This window comes from Idiomarina zobellii (assembly GCF_900100855.1).
GTDB classification, from domain to species: domain Bacteria; phylum Pseudomonadota; class Gammaproteobacteria; order Enterobacterales; family Alteromonadaceae; genus Idiomarina; species Idiomarina zobellii.
In genome coordinates this window covers 16,846-34,043 of the sequence record NZ_FNCB01000008.1, presented here as the reverse complement: position 1 = coordinate 34,043, position 17,198 = coordinate 16,846, and the positions used below count along the sequence as shown (strand labels likewise).

At 47.2% G+C, this 17,198-nt stretch carries 15 protein-coding genes and 1 pseudogene; 10 read left to right on the top strand and 6 right to left on the bottom strand.

The window, feature by feature from the left end; translation table 11 throughout:
- Positions 1-100: 100 nt before the first annotated feature.
- Positions 101-1,495 (top strand): PhoH family protein, encoded by a 1,395-nt coding sequence (locus tag BLT32_RS08230; protein ID WP_407716541.1) that lies wholly within the window; start codon positions 101-103, stop codon positions 1,493-1,495.
- 10 nt (positions 1,496-1,505) lie between these two features.
- Here the strand turns inward: BLT32_RS08230 and BLT32_RS08225 are convergent, their stop codons facing one another.
- From BLT32_RS08225 to BLT32_RS08200, 6 genes are read right to left on the bottom strand one after another with little or no spacing between them, the layout of a single operon-like run.
- Entirely contained in the window at positions 1,506-2,474 is a 969-nt protein-coding gene (locus tag BLT32_RS08225) for a hypothetical protein (protein ID WP_053953903.1), read from the bottom strand.
- 19 nt (positions 2,475-2,493) lie between these two features.
- Positions 2,494-2,784, bottom strand: a complete 291-nt coding sequence (locus BLT32_RS08220) for a hypothetical protein (RefSeq protein ID WP_053953904.1) — start codon at positions 2,782-2,784, stop codon at positions 2,494-2,496.
- Positions 2,785-2,821: 37 nt separating this feature from the next.
- Entirely contained in the window at positions 2,822-3,256 is a 435-nt protein-coding gene (ruvX, locus tag BLT32_RS08215; protein WP_053953905.1) for a Holliday junction resolvase RuvX, read from the bottom strand.
- Positions 3,253-3,810, bottom strand: a complete 558-nt coding sequence (locus BLT32_RS08210; RefSeq protein WP_053953906.1) for a YqgE/AlgH family protein — start codon at positions 3,808-3,810, stop codon at positions 3,253-3,255. Before BLT32_RS08210 ends, ruvX begins: the two co-directional genes overlap by 4 nt.
- A 60-nt stretch (positions 3,811-3,870) precedes the next feature.
- Entirely contained in the window at positions 3,871-4,815 is a 945-nt protein-coding gene (gene gshB / locus BLT32_RS08205; protein WP_053953907.1) for a glutathione synthase, read from the bottom strand.
- 10 nt (positions 4,816-4,825) lie between these two features.
- Positions 4,826-5,557 (bottom strand): 16S rRNA (uracil(1498)-N(3))-methyltransferase, encoded by a 732-nt coding sequence (locus tag BLT32_RS08200; RefSeq protein WP_053953908.1) that lies wholly within the window; start codon positions 5,555-5,557, stop codon positions 4,826-4,828.
- A 115-nt stretch (positions 5,558-5,672) separates the two neighbouring features.
- On the opposite strand from BLT32_RS08200, the gene metK reads away from it, so the two are divergent.
- The 9 genes and pseudogenes from metK (at position 5,673) to BLT32_RS08155 (ending at position 17,131) form a co-directional block, all read left to right on the top strand.
- The gene (gene metK, locus BLT32_RS08195; protein ID WP_053953909.1) at positions 5,673-6,818 is read left to right on the top strand and encodes a methionine adenosyltransferase; all 1,146 of its coding nucleotides are present in this window, start codon (positions 5,673-5,675) and stop codon (positions 6,816-6,818) included.
- A gap of 90 nt (positions 6,819-6,908) precedes the next feature.
- Positions 6,909-8,909: a transketolase gene (gene tkt, locus BLT32_RS08190; protein ID WP_053953910.1), complete on the top strand. Its 2,001-nt coding sequence runs from the start codon at positions 6,909-6,911 to the stop codon at positions 8,907-8,909.
- The gene (gene epd, locus BLT32_RS08185; protein WP_053953911.1) at positions 8,910-9,929 is read left to right on the top strand and encodes an erythrose-4-phosphate dehydrogenase; all 1,020 of its coding nucleotides are present in this window, start codon (positions 8,910-8,912) and stop codon (positions 9,927-9,929) included.
- A 27-nt stretch (positions 9,930-9,956) separates the two neighbouring features.
- Complete coding sequence (locus BLT32_RS08180) at positions 9,957-11,138, top strand: phosphoglycerate kinase (protein ID WP_053953912.1); 1,182 nt, start codon at positions 9,957-9,959, stop codon at positions 11,136-11,138.
- Positions 11,139-11,170: 32 nt separating this feature from the next.
- Positions 11,171-12,235, top strand: coding sequence for a class II fructose-bisphosphate aldolase (gene fba, locus BLT32_RS08175; RefSeq protein ID WP_053953913.1), 1,065 nt, complete (start codon positions 11,171-11,173; stop codon positions 12,233-12,235).
- Positions 12,236-12,245: 10 nt separating this feature from the next.
- Complete coding sequence (locus BLT32_RS08170; RefSeq protein ID WP_053953914.1) at positions 12,246-13,031, top strand: DUF481 domain-containing protein; 786 nt, start codon at positions 12,246-12,248, stop codon at positions 13,029-13,031.
- 120 nt (positions 13,032-13,151) lie between these two features.
- On the top strand, positions 13,152-15,071 hold the full coding sequence (locus tag BLT32_RS08165; protein ID WP_053953915.1) for a methyl-accepting chemotaxis protein: 1,920 nt from the start codon (positions 13,152-13,154) through the stop codon (positions 15,069-15,071).
- Between the two features lie 92 nt (positions 15,072-15,163).
- On the top strand, positions 15,164-15,844 hold the full coding sequence (locus tag BLT32_RS08160; protein WP_053953916.1) for a TIGR00153 family protein: 681 nt from the start codon (positions 15,164-15,166) through the stop codon (positions 15,842-15,844).
- A 14-nt stretch (positions 15,845-15,858) separates the two neighbouring features.
- Positions 15,859-17,131, top strand: a pseudogene (locus BLT32_RS08155) (inorganic phosphate transporter).
- Positions 17,132-17,198: the final 67 nt, after the last annotated feature.

Genomic DNA, 17,198 nt, shown 5'->3' with positions numbered 1-17,198 from the left:
GAATTCACCGAAAAATTCCGAGAAAAAAATTTTCTCTGTGTCACTATTTTGTCATTAATTTTAGGCTAAGCTGTAATTAAACAGTAACGACAAAAGGTAAATGCCTATGTCTGAAAATAAAGCGGGTAAATACTTCATCCTCGACACCAACATTCTACTGCATGACCCTCTTGCCTTCCTCAACTTCGACGAGCACAACGTTATTATTCCAATGGTTGTTCTCGAAGAACTCGACAAAATTAAAGACCGAAATAAAGACGTCAGCCGTGAGGCGAGGGTGGCGATTCGTTCTTTAGAAGAGGCATTAAAAGAGGCTCGGCCGGATGAAATTATTGATGGTGTAAAACTCAGCCGTATGCACGGCGAGCACAACGCTCAAGGCACGTTGGCAATATTCCCGGATTATCAGTTGGAACAAAACGAGTCGGTTCTGTCTTTGTCCGAGAATGACCACCGTATTATTCAGGCTGCACTGGAAATTCAAAAAGATAAATCTCCGGCAGAAGTCGTGCTGGTGACAAAAGACATTAATATGCGTCTGAAAGCCAAAGGCGCGGGCATGAAATATGTCGAAGACTACCGTACCGATCAGCTTATTGACGATATTCGCTTACTGACCAAAGGCTTTTATAAATTTGAAGGGGATTTCTGGTCGCAGGTCGGTAGCGTGGAAACCCATCAGGAAGGACGCGATGCCTACCATACAATGGGGCGTGAGCTGCTGCCGCAGGTTTTTGCCAACGAATATATTATTGATGAAACCAGCAGCTTTGCGGCCCGGGTGGATACCTACGACAAAGACTCGGTAACCCTTATGGACTTAGGCGTTGAACGGTTAATGTCGTATGACGCCTGGGGAGTGCGACCAAAAAATATCTATCAGGCAATGGCGCTGCATGCTTTATTAGACACCCATATGGATATGGTCATTCTAACGGGGCCTGCCGGGAGCGGAAAAACCTTTTTGGCGCTTTCGGCGGCTTTGCAAATGGTAGTCGAGCAGGGCATTTATGAAAAAATTATTGTGACCCGCAATACGCCGGAAATTGCTGAGTCGATAGGCTATTTGCCAGGTACGGAAGAAGAAAAAATGGCACCTTGGCTATCGGCTATTACCGACTCACTGGAAGCTTTACACAAGCATGATGAAAGCATGGAGTCGAGTCTTAGCTACATTATGAAAAAGGCGAACATTCAGTTTAAGTCTTTAAACTTTATGCGTGGACGCAGTATTCAAAACGCCATTGTCATTCTGGATGAAGCGCAGAATTTAACGGCCTCACAGCTTAAAACACTCATAACTCGCTGTGGGGAGAACACGAAATTGATTGTATCGGGGAACCTGGCGCAAATAGACAGTTATTACTTAACCGCGGTCACATCGGGCCTGACTTATATTGTGGAACGTTTTAAAGATTACCCGGGCAGTGCGACTGTTAACTTAAACGGTGTGGTACGCAGCTCCTTGGCACAATTTGCGGAAGAGCATTTATAAAGCGGGGAAATTAATTCACGGGTTTTACAGTGTACTGACCGGTACGAATATGAAACTCAGTATCTTCACCTACGGTTCCCGCCGGCATAGCGGCGGGGCCGGTAACATCAACCAGCACGTATTGAATGCCTTCATGCTCAATGGTCGTGTCATTATCACGCTTGCTCATATTAATGCCGAAAACCGCATGCTCGGGTAAGTAAATAATTGCCATTTTAGCGTTATTGATAATGTTACGCATAATAGCCGTCATTAGCGTCACTTTGCTGTCGCAATCGCCTTGGTTGTAATAAATCAGTTGATTCGGTGGAGTAAAGCCATCGCCGCGGCTGTCGAGTTTGTTGGTCAATTCGTTGTAAGGTATTTGCTGTAGGAAACTGGTCACATAATTAATGTAATTTCGCTGTGTATTGTCACCCAACTGCTCGCCAATCGCATTAATTAGCGGCTTTATGACGTTCTCCATTTCACTGGCTATAGCGGCATGGTCTGGAATGATACCTCGCTCTCCAGGTGGCAGTGAGATACTTTCGTAGAAATTAGAATCCAGATAGTCAATCCAACGCTCATTGTAGTACTCGCGCAAGCGTCTCTTGTACTGTTCGAGCTGAGTTTGCTGCTCTTGATTTCTCGCCCGACTTGTCACTAGTTGCACGCTTTGCTGCCTGGGGGTTAGTTTTGCTTGAATACCTCGCCAATTTTGCTGGCGAATGTATCGATTGAGCTGGCGGCTTAATTCACGCTGACTGCGTTCACGATTAAATCCGCGGTAACGCTTTAAGGGTTCCAGGAAGTCTTTTTTGTGGGCGGAAAACTCTATGGCGTTTTGATTACCATCGAAGTCGTCCCAGTGATACGAAAAGTGGAGTTGGTTGTCTTTTTCATCAAGCTGAAAAAAAGATTGAGCAAGGCTGCTCGAGGAAAATAACAGTAAAAAACTGAGAGAAAGCCAGAAAAACGCACCGTTATGATGTGTCACGCTGGCTTCCTTAACGTCCTTAAAACTTCATTTCCGTAATGGGGCTTTCTTCGAATTTAAGGTCGATTTGGTACTCGACACCGCCCGCACGGACAAAAAAGTAGGTTTTTTCTTTCTTAAAGACTTCTAATAAAGACACCAGTCTAAGCCCCGGTCTACGCTCTGGCGGAAGGTCAGTAAACTCAACGCCACTGCGCGATACGAGAATGTTGTCGTATTTAGGCCCAGTAATTAAGAGAAGTTTTTTATTTTCATCTTTTAAGAGAATTGTATTGCCCGTAACTGAATACGGTTCTTCGTTACCAAACAAGGTCAGCTCCTGTCACATCAACTGATTACTGAGCACACTATAACGAATTATCGCTGGTTGGCAAAGAATTGCTCAAGAAATCCTCGACAATTAGCAGTGCGGCTTGACTATCGACAAGTCCTTTTTCGAGCTTTTTATAGCCGCCGCTGTTAAATAGCTCTTCGCGTGCAGCCGTTGAAGTCAACCGTTCGTCTTGAAAAGATACGGGCAAGCCGAAACGTCCATGTAAGCGATTACCGAACTTTTTGGCACGTTGGGTCAGTGGTTGCTCGCTACCATCCATATTTAAAGGTAGCCCCACAACCAGGCGCTCTGGCTGCCACTCTTTAAATAACTGCTCTATAGCGTCCCAGTTAGGAATGCCGTCTTTGGCTTTTAAAGCGCTAAGCGGTGACGCTGTCCCGGTAACACTTTGACCAACGGCGACTCCGATACTTTTGGTGCCAAAGTCAAAGCCAATTATTGTGCTCATGCGTGTCCTACGTCAGGCGCCAATTTCCAAACATCGAAACCGAGCTTCTCGGTTGCTTTTTGCCACCGTTCACTGACAGGAGTATTGAATAAAAGCTCAGGGTCGGCAGGTATCGCTAACCAAGAGTTCTCTTCCATTTCCTCTTCTAGTTGGCCTGCTTCCCAACCCGCGTAACCCAGTGTCAGCAAAAAGTGCTGCGGTGCGGCCGAGGAGCCCAGCGCCTCCAAAATATCACGCGATGTGGTGACCATAATATCGTCGCTCATTTTTAAGCTGGCGCGCCAATTGTCTTGTGGCGGGTGAATGACAAAACCACGCTCGCGACCGACAGGGCCGCCTTGATAAACCTGGCCTTGCAGATACTCGTTGTTATCCGGGTAAACAATTTCTAATTTATCCAGTAACGATGTTACGCTGAGCTCCGCAGGCTGGTTAATGACCAGCCCCATAGCGCCCTCTTCATTGTGCTCACAAATGTAGGTAACGGTCCGTTTAAACGCTGGATCGTTTAGCATGGGTGTTGCTATCAAAAAATGGTTTTGTAAGCTGTTCATCGATTCACCGACTCCTTAACGATAATCTCTACTTTCGATATGGGGGCGCAAAGAGGAAATTCAATTTAATTTCGACTCGGCAGCTTCAAACACCAATTCGGCAATATTGATATCGTAAGCGTTTTCAATTTCCCGCATGCAGGTTGGGCTGGTTACGTTTATTTCTGTTATACGGTCGCCAATGACATCCAGACCAACCAAAATAAGGCCTCTTTTTTTCAGTTCAGGTCCAACTTTACGTGCTAGCGCCCAGTCACTGTCGGAAAGCGGCTGTGCGCGACCGCTGCCGCCTGCCGCTAAATTACCGCGAGTTTCACCGGCGCTGGGAATACGAGCTAATGAGTAAGGCACCGGCTCACCATCAATAATCAGAATGCGCTTGTCACCGTCTTTAATTTCCGGCAAATATTTCTGAGCCATGGCGTAGCGCTGGCCTTTCTCGGTGAGGGTCTCAATAATAACGCTCAGGTTGTTACCGTCTTCGGTGACTTTAAAAATTGAAGCGCCGCCCATGCCGTCCAACGGCTTCAAAATGACATCGCCGTGCTTTTTGTGGAATGCTTTTATAACGTCTGCACGGGCACTGACCACGGTGTCAGCAATAGCGTCCGCAAACCACGAGGTGAACAGCTTTTCATTACAGTCACGAAGGCTTTGCGGCTTATTCACTACCAGGCTGCCACGATGTTCGGCAAGCTCTAATATGTGCGTGGCATAAAGGAATTCGCTGTCAAACGGCGGATCTTTGCGCATCATAATGACATCGAAGCTTTCCAAAGGCAGGTATTCGCTGTCACCAAGGTCATAAAAGTCAGTTTTTTGGTCGCGGACAGTGACCTCCTGTGCGAACGCCATCGGGTTTCCGTTGTCGATAACTAAGTCGCCCAGCTCCAGGTAGAAGCATTGATAACCGCGCGCTTGTGCCTCGAGTAATAAGCGGAAGCTGGTATCTTTCTCGGTCTTTACGTCGGCGATAGGGTCCATCACCATTGCTAACTTTTTCATATAAACTCCTTTAGCGTAAATCGCCAAACTGATACTGCACAGCGGTTAAAGCAGAGAGCGCTGCGGTTTCTGTTCTTAATATTCTTGGGCCTAACTTCATGGGTTTAAAGCCCTGGCTTGCCGCGTTGCTGACTTCGTCATCGGTAAAACCGCCTTCGGGACCAATCAGTAACTGAATACCCTTGTCAGCTTGAGTATAAGATGACAGCGGCTGTTCTGCTGTTGGATCGAGCGTTAACCGCAAGCCGTCAAAGCTGTTGTTTATAAAGTTTTCCAGCGTCTGTGCCGGTTTAACGTCCGGTACTACACTGCGGCCGCACTGCTCACAAGCCGAGCGCACTATTTTCTGCCATTGTTGCTGTTTTTTTTCGAGCCTGTCACCGCTGAGCTTTACGCCGCAGCGCTCGCTAAACAACGGCGTAATTTCGCTGACCCCCAGTTCCACTGATTTTTGCAACACGAAGTCCATACGGTCGCCACGCGAAATAACTTGTCCTAAGTGCACATGAACCGGAGATTCAATATCGTTCGCTTCGGCTGCGGTTGCCTTAAAGGATGCAGACTTTTTGGCAACATGAGTGATGGTTGCCGGGTAGTTTCTGCCGTCCCCATTGAATAGGACAATGCTATCGTTTACGTTTAAACGCAGCACTTTGATCAAGTGTTGAAAACCGTCAGCACTCAGTTCGGCTTCAACGTTTAGGTCGATGGGATCAGGGTGATAGATCCGCGGTACTCGCATGCTATTCGCCTTATTCGGACTTTTAGACGTCCAGAAGTAGAAAAAAACAGAGTGATCGGTTACATTATGCAACCAGTATTGAGTGATTTCATCAAAATAAAGGAATAGTGGGCATATGTCACGTCACCTGTTTACTTCAGAGTCAGTGTCCGAAGGGCATCCGGACAAAATTGCCGACCAGATATCTGATGCGGTTTTAGACGCCATTTTAGCAAAAGACCCTAAAGCCCGTGTTGCTTGCGAAACTTACGTTAAAACCGGCATGGTGCTGGTTGGCGGTGAAATTTCAACAAAAGCCTGGGTTGATGTTGAAGACCTGGCTCGTCAAACCGTCAAAGACATCGGCTATCGACATTCCGATATGGGGTTTGATGGGGCGTCGTGTGCAGTATTAAACGCCATCGGTAAACAAAGTGGTGATATTAACCAGGGCGTTGACCGTACTCATCCTGAAGAACAGGGCGCAGGTGACCAGGGGCTGATGTTTGGCTATGCCTCGAACGAAACCTCCGTTCTAATGCCTGCACCAATTACTTATGCGCATCGAGTGATGCAACGTCAGTCGGAAGTGCGTAACAACGGCACGCTGGACTGGTTACGTCCTGACGCCAAAAGCCAGCTGACTTTTGTTTATGAGAACGGCAAGCCCGTCGCCATAGATACCGTGGTTCTGTCAACGCAACACAGAGAAGACATTACTCAGGAAACTTTGCGTGAAGCGGTGATGGAAGAAATTATTAAACCGGTATTGCCGGAGCAGTGGATTTCCAAAGACACGCAATTCCATATTAACCCAACCGGACGCTTCGTCGTTGGTGGGCCTATGGGTGACTGCGGTCTGACGGGTCGTAAGATCATTGTCGATACTTATGGCGGTATGGCACGTCACGGTGGTGGTGCTTTCTCAGGTAAAGACCCATCTAAAGTGGATCGTAGTGCGGCTTATGCTGCACGTTATGTTGCTAAGAACTTAGTCGCCGCCGGTTTAGCGGAGCGTTGCGAACTGCAAATTTCTTACGCCATTGGTGTTGCGGAGCCAACCTCTATCAGCATTGATACCTTCGGTACGTCTAAGCACTCAGAGGAGCAATTAATTGCACTGGTGCGCCGTCATTTTGATTTACGTCCTTATGGCTTAATTAAAATGCTCGACTTAGAGCGTCCTATTTATAAGCAAACAGCGGCATACGGGCACTTTGGTCGTGATGGCTTGCCATGGGAACAAACGGACAAGGCTGCCGATTTACAGGCCGATATTTAGCCAGAAATTAACCAATAAATTTGCTTGTACCCCCTGAAATGTGGAGAATACGCGCATCGCAAGTTGCTCTTCATCCTCAGGGGGTTTTTCATGTCAGATCGTCAATATCTCGCCAATGCCATCCGTGCACTCAGCATGGACGCAGTTCAAAAAGCCAAGTCGGGACACCCCGGCGCGCCAATGGGCATGGCAGATATCGCAGAAGTGCTGTGGCGTGACTACCTAAAGCATAACCCGAATAACCCGGACTGGGCTGATCGCGACCGCTTTGTGCTGTCGAACGGTCATGGCTCTATGTTGATATACTCATTGCTGCATTTGACGGGTTACGACTTAGGCATTGATGATTTAAAACAATTCCGTCAGCTGGATTCTAAAACCCCTGGCCACCCCGAGTATGGTTATACCCCTGGTATTGAAACGACGACCGGCCCTTTGGGTCAGGGTATTGCTAATGCTGTTGGTATGGCGTTGGCAGAGAAAGTACTTGCGGCACAATTTAATCGCGAAAACCACAATATTATCGACCATCACACATACACATTCCTGGGTGACGGCTGCTTGATGGAAGGCATTTCTCATGAGGTATGCTCTTTGGCGGGCACCCTAGGTCTTGGCAAGCTGATTGCGTTTTACGACGACAACGGTATTTCAATTGACGGTGAGGTTGAAGGCTGGTTTACCGATAATACTGCTAAGCGCTTTGAGTCTTACGGTTGGCAGGTTATTGAAGCGGTTGACGGTCATGACGCACAAGCAATTACACAAGCTATTGAAGAAGCACGCTCAGAAACTGAGAAGCCAACACTGATTATCTGTAAAACTGTTATCGGTTTTGGTTCGCCGAATAAGCAAGGCTCTGAAAGCTGTCATGGCGCACCTCTGGGTGACGATGAAATTGCAGCTACTCGCAAACAGTTGAACTGGTCGCACGATGCCTTTGAAATCCCTGCTGATGTCTATCAGCAGTGGTCAGCAAAAGACAAAGGCGCAGCGGTGGAGTCATCGTGGAACAAGCGTTGGGTGGCTTATGAACAAGAGCACCCAGAGCTCGCAAAAGAGTTGAAGCGTCGCCTGAATGGCGAGCTGCCGGAAAACTTCTCGACAACCGTTTTTGACTACGCACAAAAACTACAGAACGCACCGGAAGCCATTGCAACGCGTAAAGCGTCGCTGAATGTATTAAATGAGTTGGGTCCAAAATTGCCGGAACTGTTAGGCGGTTCAGCTGACTTAGCCGGCTCTAACCTGACGTTGTGGGACGGCGCTAAGGGCGTTACCGCAGACGACGCTAGTGGCAATTATGTTTACTACGGCGTGCGCGAGTTTGGTATGTCGGCCATTATGAACGGTGTGACGCTGCACGGCGGCTTCAAAGCTTATGGCGCGACCTTCTTGATGTTTATGGAATATGCACGTAATGCGGTTCGTATGGCGGCGTTAATGAAACAGCCAAGTATCTTTGTGTATACCCACGACTCTATTGGCCTGGGTGAAGATGGTCCCACACACCAACCGGTTGAACAGTTAGCAAACTTACGTCAAACACCGAACTTGCAATGCTGGCGCCCATGCGACCCTGTGGAAACCGCAGTAGCCTGGGGGGCAGCAATACAAAGCAGTAAAACACCGTCGGCATTGGTGTTTAGTCGTCAGGGAATGCAGCAGCAAGAGCGTGACGAAGAGCAAGTAGCAAGTATTGCTCGTGGTGGTTACATCCTGAAAGACTGTGAAGGTCAGCCTGAAATTATTTTCATTGCGACTGGCTCGGAAGTGGATTTGGCCGTTGAAGCCTATGAGCAACTCTCTAAAGAAGGGCGTAAGGCGCGCGTTGTTTCAATGCCATCGACTAATGTGTTTGATATTCAAAGCGCTGAATATAAAGAGTCGGTCTTACCGGCAAACGTAACACGCCGTGTTGCAATTGAAGCGGGTATTACCGACTTTTGGCTGAAGTATGTTGGCTTAAACGGTGAAGTAATAGGCATGACCACTTTTGGTGAGTCAGCGCCTGCCGGTGATTTATACAAGCACTTTGGCATTACCGCTGAAAGCGCTGTGGCCGCTGCCAAACGTTTATTGGACGCGTAAATGAGCAAAGCTGTTCGTATCGCAATTAATGGCTTCGGTCGTATTGGCCGAAGCTTTTTGCGTGCACTGTACGAAAATAATTACCGAGATAGTATTCAAGTCACTTTGATTAACGAGCCTGCGGCGTCGGAAGCGATAGCCCATTTGTTAAAATATGACTCGAGTCATGGTCGCTTCGGTTTCAAGGTAACGCAATCAAATGATGAACTCACGGTTGCCGGTGATGATATAGCCTTAGCTCATGAAACTGAAATTGAAGCGATAGACTGGCGTTCCTATAACGTCGATTTTGTTGTCGATTGCACAGGGGTTTACGGTTCTCAGGACGACGGTCAACGTTACTTAAAGCAAGGTGTTAAGCGGGTACTGTTCTCGCACCCGGGGAAACCTGACGTCGACTTTACCGCTATTTACGGCGTGAATGAAAACGAACTTTCACCCGAACATAAAGTGATTTCCAACGGCTCTTGTACCACGAACTGTATTGTCCCGGTTATTAAAGTGCTGGATGACGTTTTTGGTATAGACTCAGGTGCTATCACTACGATTCACTCGGCAATGCACGACCAACAGGTTATAGATGCTTATCATCCGGACTTACGGCGTACGCGTGCCGCAGGCCGGTCCATTATTCCGGTCGATACAAAATTAGCGCGCGGCATTGAGCGTATATTGCCGCACTTAGAAGGGCGCTTTGAAGCCATTGCTGTGCGGGTGCCAACCACCAATGTGACCGCAATGGACTTAAGCGTTACGCTAAATAGTGACGCGACGCTGGAAATGGTCAATAAAGTGCTCAAAGAGCATAGCGCTGGTGCGTTGCAAGGCATTCTGGATTATACCGAAGAGCCACTGGTTTCTATCGACTTTAACCACGATCCTCATTCGTCAATTGTGGATGGTACGCAAACTCGCGTTAGCCATAAGCGGTTGGTAAAGCTTTTATGCTGGTGTGATAACGAATGGGGCTTTGCGAATCGGTTACTGGATACGACTCGCAAAATGGCCGAACAGATTTAATCTGAATTTAAAGAAGAGAGGTTTTAGATGTCTGTCATAGCAATGACCGATTTGGATTTATCAAATAAGCGTGTACTGATTCGCGAAGACCTGAATGTGCCGGTTAAAGACGGCAAAGTCGCATCAGATGCTCGCCTGAAAGCGGCTATTCCAAGCATTAAAGCTGCGTTGGACGGCGGCGCGAAGGTTATGGTTATGTCCCACTTGGGCAGACCGACCGAGGGCGAGTACGATGCGCAGTTTTCAATGCAACCGGTTGTAGACTACTTGGCAGATGCTCTCGATTGCCCGGTACGTTTGTGCAAAGACTATCTTGATGGCGTTGAGATTGAAGCGGGCGAGCTGGTTATTTTTGAAAATGTACGTTTCAACGTGGGTGAGAAGAAAAACGATGACGAGCTGGCTAAGAAGCTAGCTGCCTTGTGTGATGTCTATGTTATGGATGCATTTGGCACGGCTCACCGCGCTCAGGCATCGACACATGGTGTTGCCAAATATGCGCCCGTTGCTTGCGCAGGCCCTTTGCTGGCAGCTGAATTAGACGCTCTTGGCAAAGCATTGGAAAATCCGAAACGTCCATTAGTGGCTATTGTTGGCGGCTCTAAAGTATCGACGAAATTAACGGTGCTGGAGTCATTAAGTGGTGTTGTTGACCAGCTTATTGTTGGCGGTGGTATTGCTAATACTTTCGTAGCTGCTGCCGGTCATAATGTCGGTAAGTCGCTATATGAAGCCGACCTCACAGACGAAGCCAACCGGTTAGTTGAACAAGCTAAAGCCAAAGGTGGTGATATTCCGTTGCCGGTGGATGTAGTGACAGGCAAAGAATTTAGTGCGGAAGCTAAGGCTGAAACCAAAGCGGTAGATGCTGTGGCTGACGATGACATGATTTTCGATATTGGCCCAAAAACAGCAGAGCAGCTTGCCTCTATGCTGACTAACGCTGGCACCATTGTTTGGAATGGCCCGGTTGGCGTATTTGAATTTGAGCAGTTCGGAAATGGCACAAAAGCCATTGCGGATGCCATTGCCAATAGCGATGCTTTTTCAATCGCGGGCGGTGGTGACACCCTTGCAGCCATTGATCAATATGGTATCGCTGATAAGATAAGCTATATTTCAACAGGTGGCGGAGCATTTCTGGAGTTTCTGGAAGGCAAGACTTTACCCGCAGTGGCCGTTTTAGAAGAGCGCGCAAACGACGCCTGAACCCAAGTTTTATAATTTAAAGGAGTATTTTTATGGCCCTGGTGTCATTACGACAGTTATTGGATCACGCCGCCGAGCACGACTACGGTGTACCGGCGTTCAATGTAAATAACCTTGAGCAAATGCGTGCGATTATGCAGGCAGCGGACGCAACTGACAGCCCGGTTATTGTTCAGGCTTCAGCAGGCGCACGCAAGTACGCAGGTGCTCCTTTCCTCCGTCACTTAATTCAGGCAGCGGTTGAAGAATGGCCACATATCCCTGTGGTTGTTCACCAAGATCACGGCACGTCACCGGCGGTATGCCAGCGTTCTATTCAATTAGGCTTTAGTTCAGTCATGATGGACGGTTCGTTGCTGGAAGACGGCAAAACCCCTGCTGATTATGACTACAATGTTCGAGTGACTAAGCAAACCGTAGAAATGGCACATGCTTGTGGTGTCTCTGTTGAAGGTGAACTCGGCTGTCTGGGCTCGTTAGAGACAGGTGAGGCCGGTGAAGAAGATGGCGTTGGCGCTGAAGGGAAATTGTCACACGATCAGCTACTGACCGACCCGGAAGAAGCCGCTGAGTTTGTTAAAGCAACCAATGTGGATGCGCTGGCGATTGCTTGTGGTACGTCTCACGGCGCTTATAAATTTACGCGTCCACCAACAGGCGATATTTTGTCTATTGATCGCATTAAAGAGATTCATCGTCGCATTCCGGGTACACATTTGGTGATGCATGGTTCATCGTCTGTACCTCAAGACTGGCTGAAAGTCATTAATGAGTTTGGTGGCGAAATTCCTGAAACTTACGGTGTCCCGGTTGAGCAAATTCAGGAAGGCATTAAAAACGGGGTTCGTAAAGTCAACATTGATACTGACTTACGTTTAGCGTCTACCGGTGCTATCCGTCGCCACTTGGCAGAGAATCCATCAAACTTCGACCCGCGTAAATTCTTAGCGGCAGCGACAACGGCGATGGAGGAAATCTGCAAAGCACGTTATGAAGCCTTCGGCTGTGCAGGCATGGCAAGTAAAATAAAACCAATAACATTAGAAACCATGTTCCAGCGCTATGAGAATGGCGAACTAAACGCAATTGTAAAATAAAGGGGCTGCTGTGCGTTTATCAGTATTATTTGCAAGTTTATTTTTGTCGGTATCGGCCAGTGCGCAAACTTTTATGTTTGACGATGCTGACGATATGGACACAGAAACGGTTGAAGAGTGGCAGGCAAGTGCGGAATTTGGCCTTCTGTACACGTCAGGAAACACCGATACAGAAAGCTTAAAAGGTAAGCTTAATGTATCGCGCGACGTCCAGAACTGGCGTCACAAAGGTGTTATTGACTACTACACCGCAGAGCAAGAAGACCAGTCAACGGGTGAGTCGATAGAAACCGCTGACCGTATGTTTGTCTCTGCGCAAAGCAACTATAAGTTTTCGCCAGACAGCCGTTCATCGCTCTTTATCTTCGGCTCTTACGAAGAAGATGAGTTCAGCGGTTACGAATATCAGGCAACGGTCGCAACCGGTTACGGTGCTCGCTATCGTTACGATGAAGACTTATACGCTGATTATGAAATTGGTCCGGGTTACTCTCGAACTAAACCAATTCAAATAGAAGGTGAGCCGCCTGTTGAGTCAGAAGGGCAAATGATTCTTCGTTTAGCGGGCAGTGTTGACTGGAAAATTTCCGAGAACTCAAAGTTCAATGCATTGCTGTCATCTGAACTGGGTGAAGACAACACTAAGAGTAAAGCAGAAGTCTCATTGTCATCGAACATTAACAGTTCACTAGCAATGAAGTTTTCTGTCAGCGGTACGCACAACTCAAACGTATCTGATGAAAGCATTGAAAAGCTGGATACGGAAACGGCTGTTACTCTGGTTTATACGTTTTAAGGTCTATTCAGACTTAATTGTTCCTAAAAGGCCGCGTTGAGTAAATCTGCGCGGCTTTTTTCATAAAATTGTCATAAAAGCGTCTTAAACTGACCGCATTATTCAAAGCGGTTTGACGTTATGCGCGTATCCACATTCAGTCGAGTTTCTTCTTTTGTTTTACTTGGGTTGTCGCTGGTTTTTTTAACGGTTCTGTTTTGGTCGAGCAACAAGCTCAACACTATTGAGGATAAGCAGGCAACTTATTCGTCAGTAAAGCAAAGTCTGATGGTTAATGTGGTTACTGATCTAAGTGGCTACCTGCAGTCCGGAAATACCTTACTGCTTACTGACGCCCAAAAGGCAGTAGAGCACGCCGAAACTAAATTGGTTGACTTAGGCTTTGATAAAAAATCCGATATTGTTAACCAGCTCCAGTCTATAAATACCAGAATAGGCAAAGATTACCGATCAGTTGGGAAGCTCTCTGGGCAGGAAACTGCTTTGCTTTTTAATGCTGAGCGTTCATTGTCGAATGAACTTTCCCGGTTATTTGATTACGCCCGAAAAGGAATTGCAAACAGCCCGTCCGCCAGCCAAAAGTATGCTCAGGTTGGTAGTGACCTCATCCTATTAATAAATGAGCTTGTTCATACCCGGGAGCGTTTGTTTAATGGAGAAGTTGAGCAGGATGTTCTTCAGCAAGTTCTTAACTCGATCAAGCAAGAAATAAATAGGTTGGAGGGGTTACCAGCACTGGGCGTGAAGGAAGAACTGCCTGACCAGTCAATGATGCTTGTTCAACGTGAGGCGAAAGAGCTGGGCCCTAAAATACTCTCGGAGATGGCCAGTCTGGTTAACCGTTATCCACGAGAGTTATCGTCCACTTTAGAGTTAATAGCCAAACGAGAGCAGGCATTCAAAAGTATCTCAAACGACATTGCGCAAATTCAGGCAATAGCAGTAGCTGCTGAAAAGCAGCTTATCGACGTTCAGCAAGAACAACTTTTACAAATAAAGATAACCATTGTGGCGTTAGTTGCCGCTTTACTACTCTTTGCTTTAATTAACTTTTTGTTGTTAAAACAAATGGTTTTGACGCCTCTTCGAAGTTTGCGTAACGCTATGCAGCAACTCCTTGAGCAGCAACAGCTTACCTACTTACCCGGCGCTGATAAAAAGACAGAGTTTGGGGAAGTTGCTAAGTTTTTTAACGGAATTCTTGAGCAAACAAAGTCCAGTGAAGCGCAGAAGTCTCGTCAAATGTCTGTCGTAAATGACGCACTTAAAACGGTAATACAAGAGTTGCAGGAGCTGGTCTCATCATCACATAAAACGCAAACATCGGCAGAATCAACGATTGAGGGCATTAATCAGCTCAATGAACTGACGACCTCTTTAAATAGCTGTACGGCAGCGCTTGAGCAAAATGCGCTAGGTACACAAGAGTCGATGCAAGTAAGCCGAGAATACATCAGAAAACTGAGTGATGCGTCGAACGTGAATGAGCAGGCAATGAAATCTGCAAAAACGTCGGTTAATGAACTTGCCAGCTCTGTAGAGCAGGTGAGTTCGGCACTGTCTGTTATTTCGGGTATCGCTGATCAAACTAATTTACTGGCGCTAAATGCTGCAATTGAAGCTGCTCGAGCCGGGGAACAAGGGCGTGGTTTTGCGGTTGTCGCTGACGAGGTAAGGCAATTAGCCCAGAAAACTCAGTCCTCACTGACCAGTATTGATAGTACATTAGGAAAGCTGACGGACGCATCCGCTGCTATCGACAGTAGCTACCAGAATATTATAGAGACGAGCTCAAATCAGCATGAGTACGTTAATGTCCTGGTTGATACTGCGGACGAAGTTTCGAAGAAAGCACAGGCTTCAAGTGACGAGGCTAAAACCTCATTGCAGCTCGCAGAGCAGCAGAGCTCAAGGGTTACAGCGTTTTCAGAGGAAATTCGATCGTTAATCGATAATATGAGTCATGCCCATCAGTTGTTGCAAAATGTCGAACTACAGGTTGATAAGCAACAAAGTGAAATTGAGCAAGCGTTCAGCTGATAGATGTTTAATCAAACATCACGGTTCCATTTACAGAAACTTTTCGCTACCATTCGCGCAGCTAACAACAGCTGAAAAAATTGGAACTGGTTATGTCAATGAACTCATTCCTTGGGGTATTTGCAAAGTCCCCGATAAAACCAATGATCGAACACATGGACGAAGTGCACCGCTGCGCTGAAGCGCTTAAAGAATTTTTTAAAGCGGTATACGCTAAGGACTGGGCGTCGGCAGAAACCGCTCGTAGTAAAATTGTTACGCACGAGCAAAAAGCGGATGAACTAAAGCGAAAAATCCGTTTGAATCTTCCAAGTGGCTTATTCATGCCAGTCGAGCGTACTGACTTACTCGAGTTGGTTTCTCAGCAGGACCGTATTGCTAACAAAGCCAAAGACATTTCAGGTCTTATGACCGGCCGCGAATTAACCATTCCTGAACCGCTGGTGAAAGACTTCGATGCTTACCTGAATCGCTGTATCGATGCCGCTGCCAAAGCCAGAGAAACCATAGGTGAGTTTGACGACTTATTAGAAACCGGTTTCAAAGGTCGCGAACGCGACATTGTAGATGACTTCATTGCAGAACTTGATGCCATTGAGGCGGACACCGATAAATTACAAATCCAGTTACGCAAAGACTTGCGCAAAATTGAGCTGGATATGAACCCTCTAGATGCCATGTTCTTATACCGAATTTTGGACTGGGTGGGTGACTTAGCTGACTTGTCAGAACGAGTTGGTGCACGTTTTGAATTGATGCTGGCGCGAGTCTAAGCGGAGTCTAATTTATGGATATTATTTCAAGTTACAGCATGCTGCTTATCGGCATGGCGGCTATTTTCGGCTTTTTTATGGCCTGGGGCATTGGTGCTAACGACGTTGCTAACGCCATGGGCACATCGGTTGGTTCAAAAGCGCTAACCATTAAGCAAGCCATTTTAATTGCCATGATCTTTGAATTTGCCGGTGCTTACCTCGCTGGTGGCGAAGTGACCTCCACGATACGTAAAGGCATTATCGACTCAGCCTACTTTGTTGATCAACCTGAGCTTCTTGTCTTCGGTATGATTTCTGCGCTTCTGGCAGCAGGCTTTTGGTTGCTTATCGCGTCTTACCTCGGTTGGCCAGTATCGACAACACACTCAATTATTGGTGCTATTGTCGGCTTCTCGGCTGTTGGTGTCAGTATGGAGTCTGTGCAGTGGGCGAAAGTTGGCGGTGTTGTAGGGAGTTGGGTTATTACTCCAGCAATTTCCGGTTTCATTGCCTACCTCATATTTATGAGTGCGCAGAAGCTTATATTTGATCGCTCCAACCCGCTAAAAATGGCGCAACGTTACGTTCCTTTCTATATGGGGCTTGCAGGCTTTGTTCTTTCGCTGGTTACCATTAAAAAAGGTTTAAAACACGTGGGTTTAAACTTAGGCAGTCTTGAGGGCTATCTTTGGGCCCTAGGTGTCGCCGTGATTGTGTTCGCTATTGGTAAGCTTGCCATTGGTCGACTGAAGTTTAATCCGTCCGATGACAAAGACATGCACTATACCAACGTCGAGAAAGTATTTGCGGTACTTTATGGTGGTAACTGCCTGTGCGATGGCATTTGCTCATGGCTCCAACGATGTTGCTAATGCTATTGGCCCGCTTGCCGCTGTTGTCAGTGTCGTAACAAATGGTGGTGAAATAGGTGGCAAAGCGCAGTTGGCATGGTGGGTGCTTCCGCTAGGCGGTATTGGTATCGTTGCCGGTCTGGCAATGCTGGGCAAACGTGTTATTGCGACCATTGGTAAAGGTATTACTCACTTAACGCCTAGCCGTGGTTTCGCTGCCGAACTGGCCGCTGCGTCTACCGTCGTGCTTGCGTCAGGTACTGGCTTGCCAATCTCTACTACGCAAACTCTGGTAGGTGCTGTACTGGGTGTTGGTATGGCGCGTGGTATTGCCGCTCTTAATTTAGGCGTTGTCCGCAATATCGTTGTGTCTTGGGTTGTGACCCTGCCGGCGGGTGCCATTATGTCTATTGTCTTCTTCTATATCCTGAAGGCGATATTCGGCGTGGCATAAGCTTCGCCAATTAAGAAGCCATGAAAAGGCAGCCTGTTTCAGTGACAGGCTGCCAACTTTCCAGTAA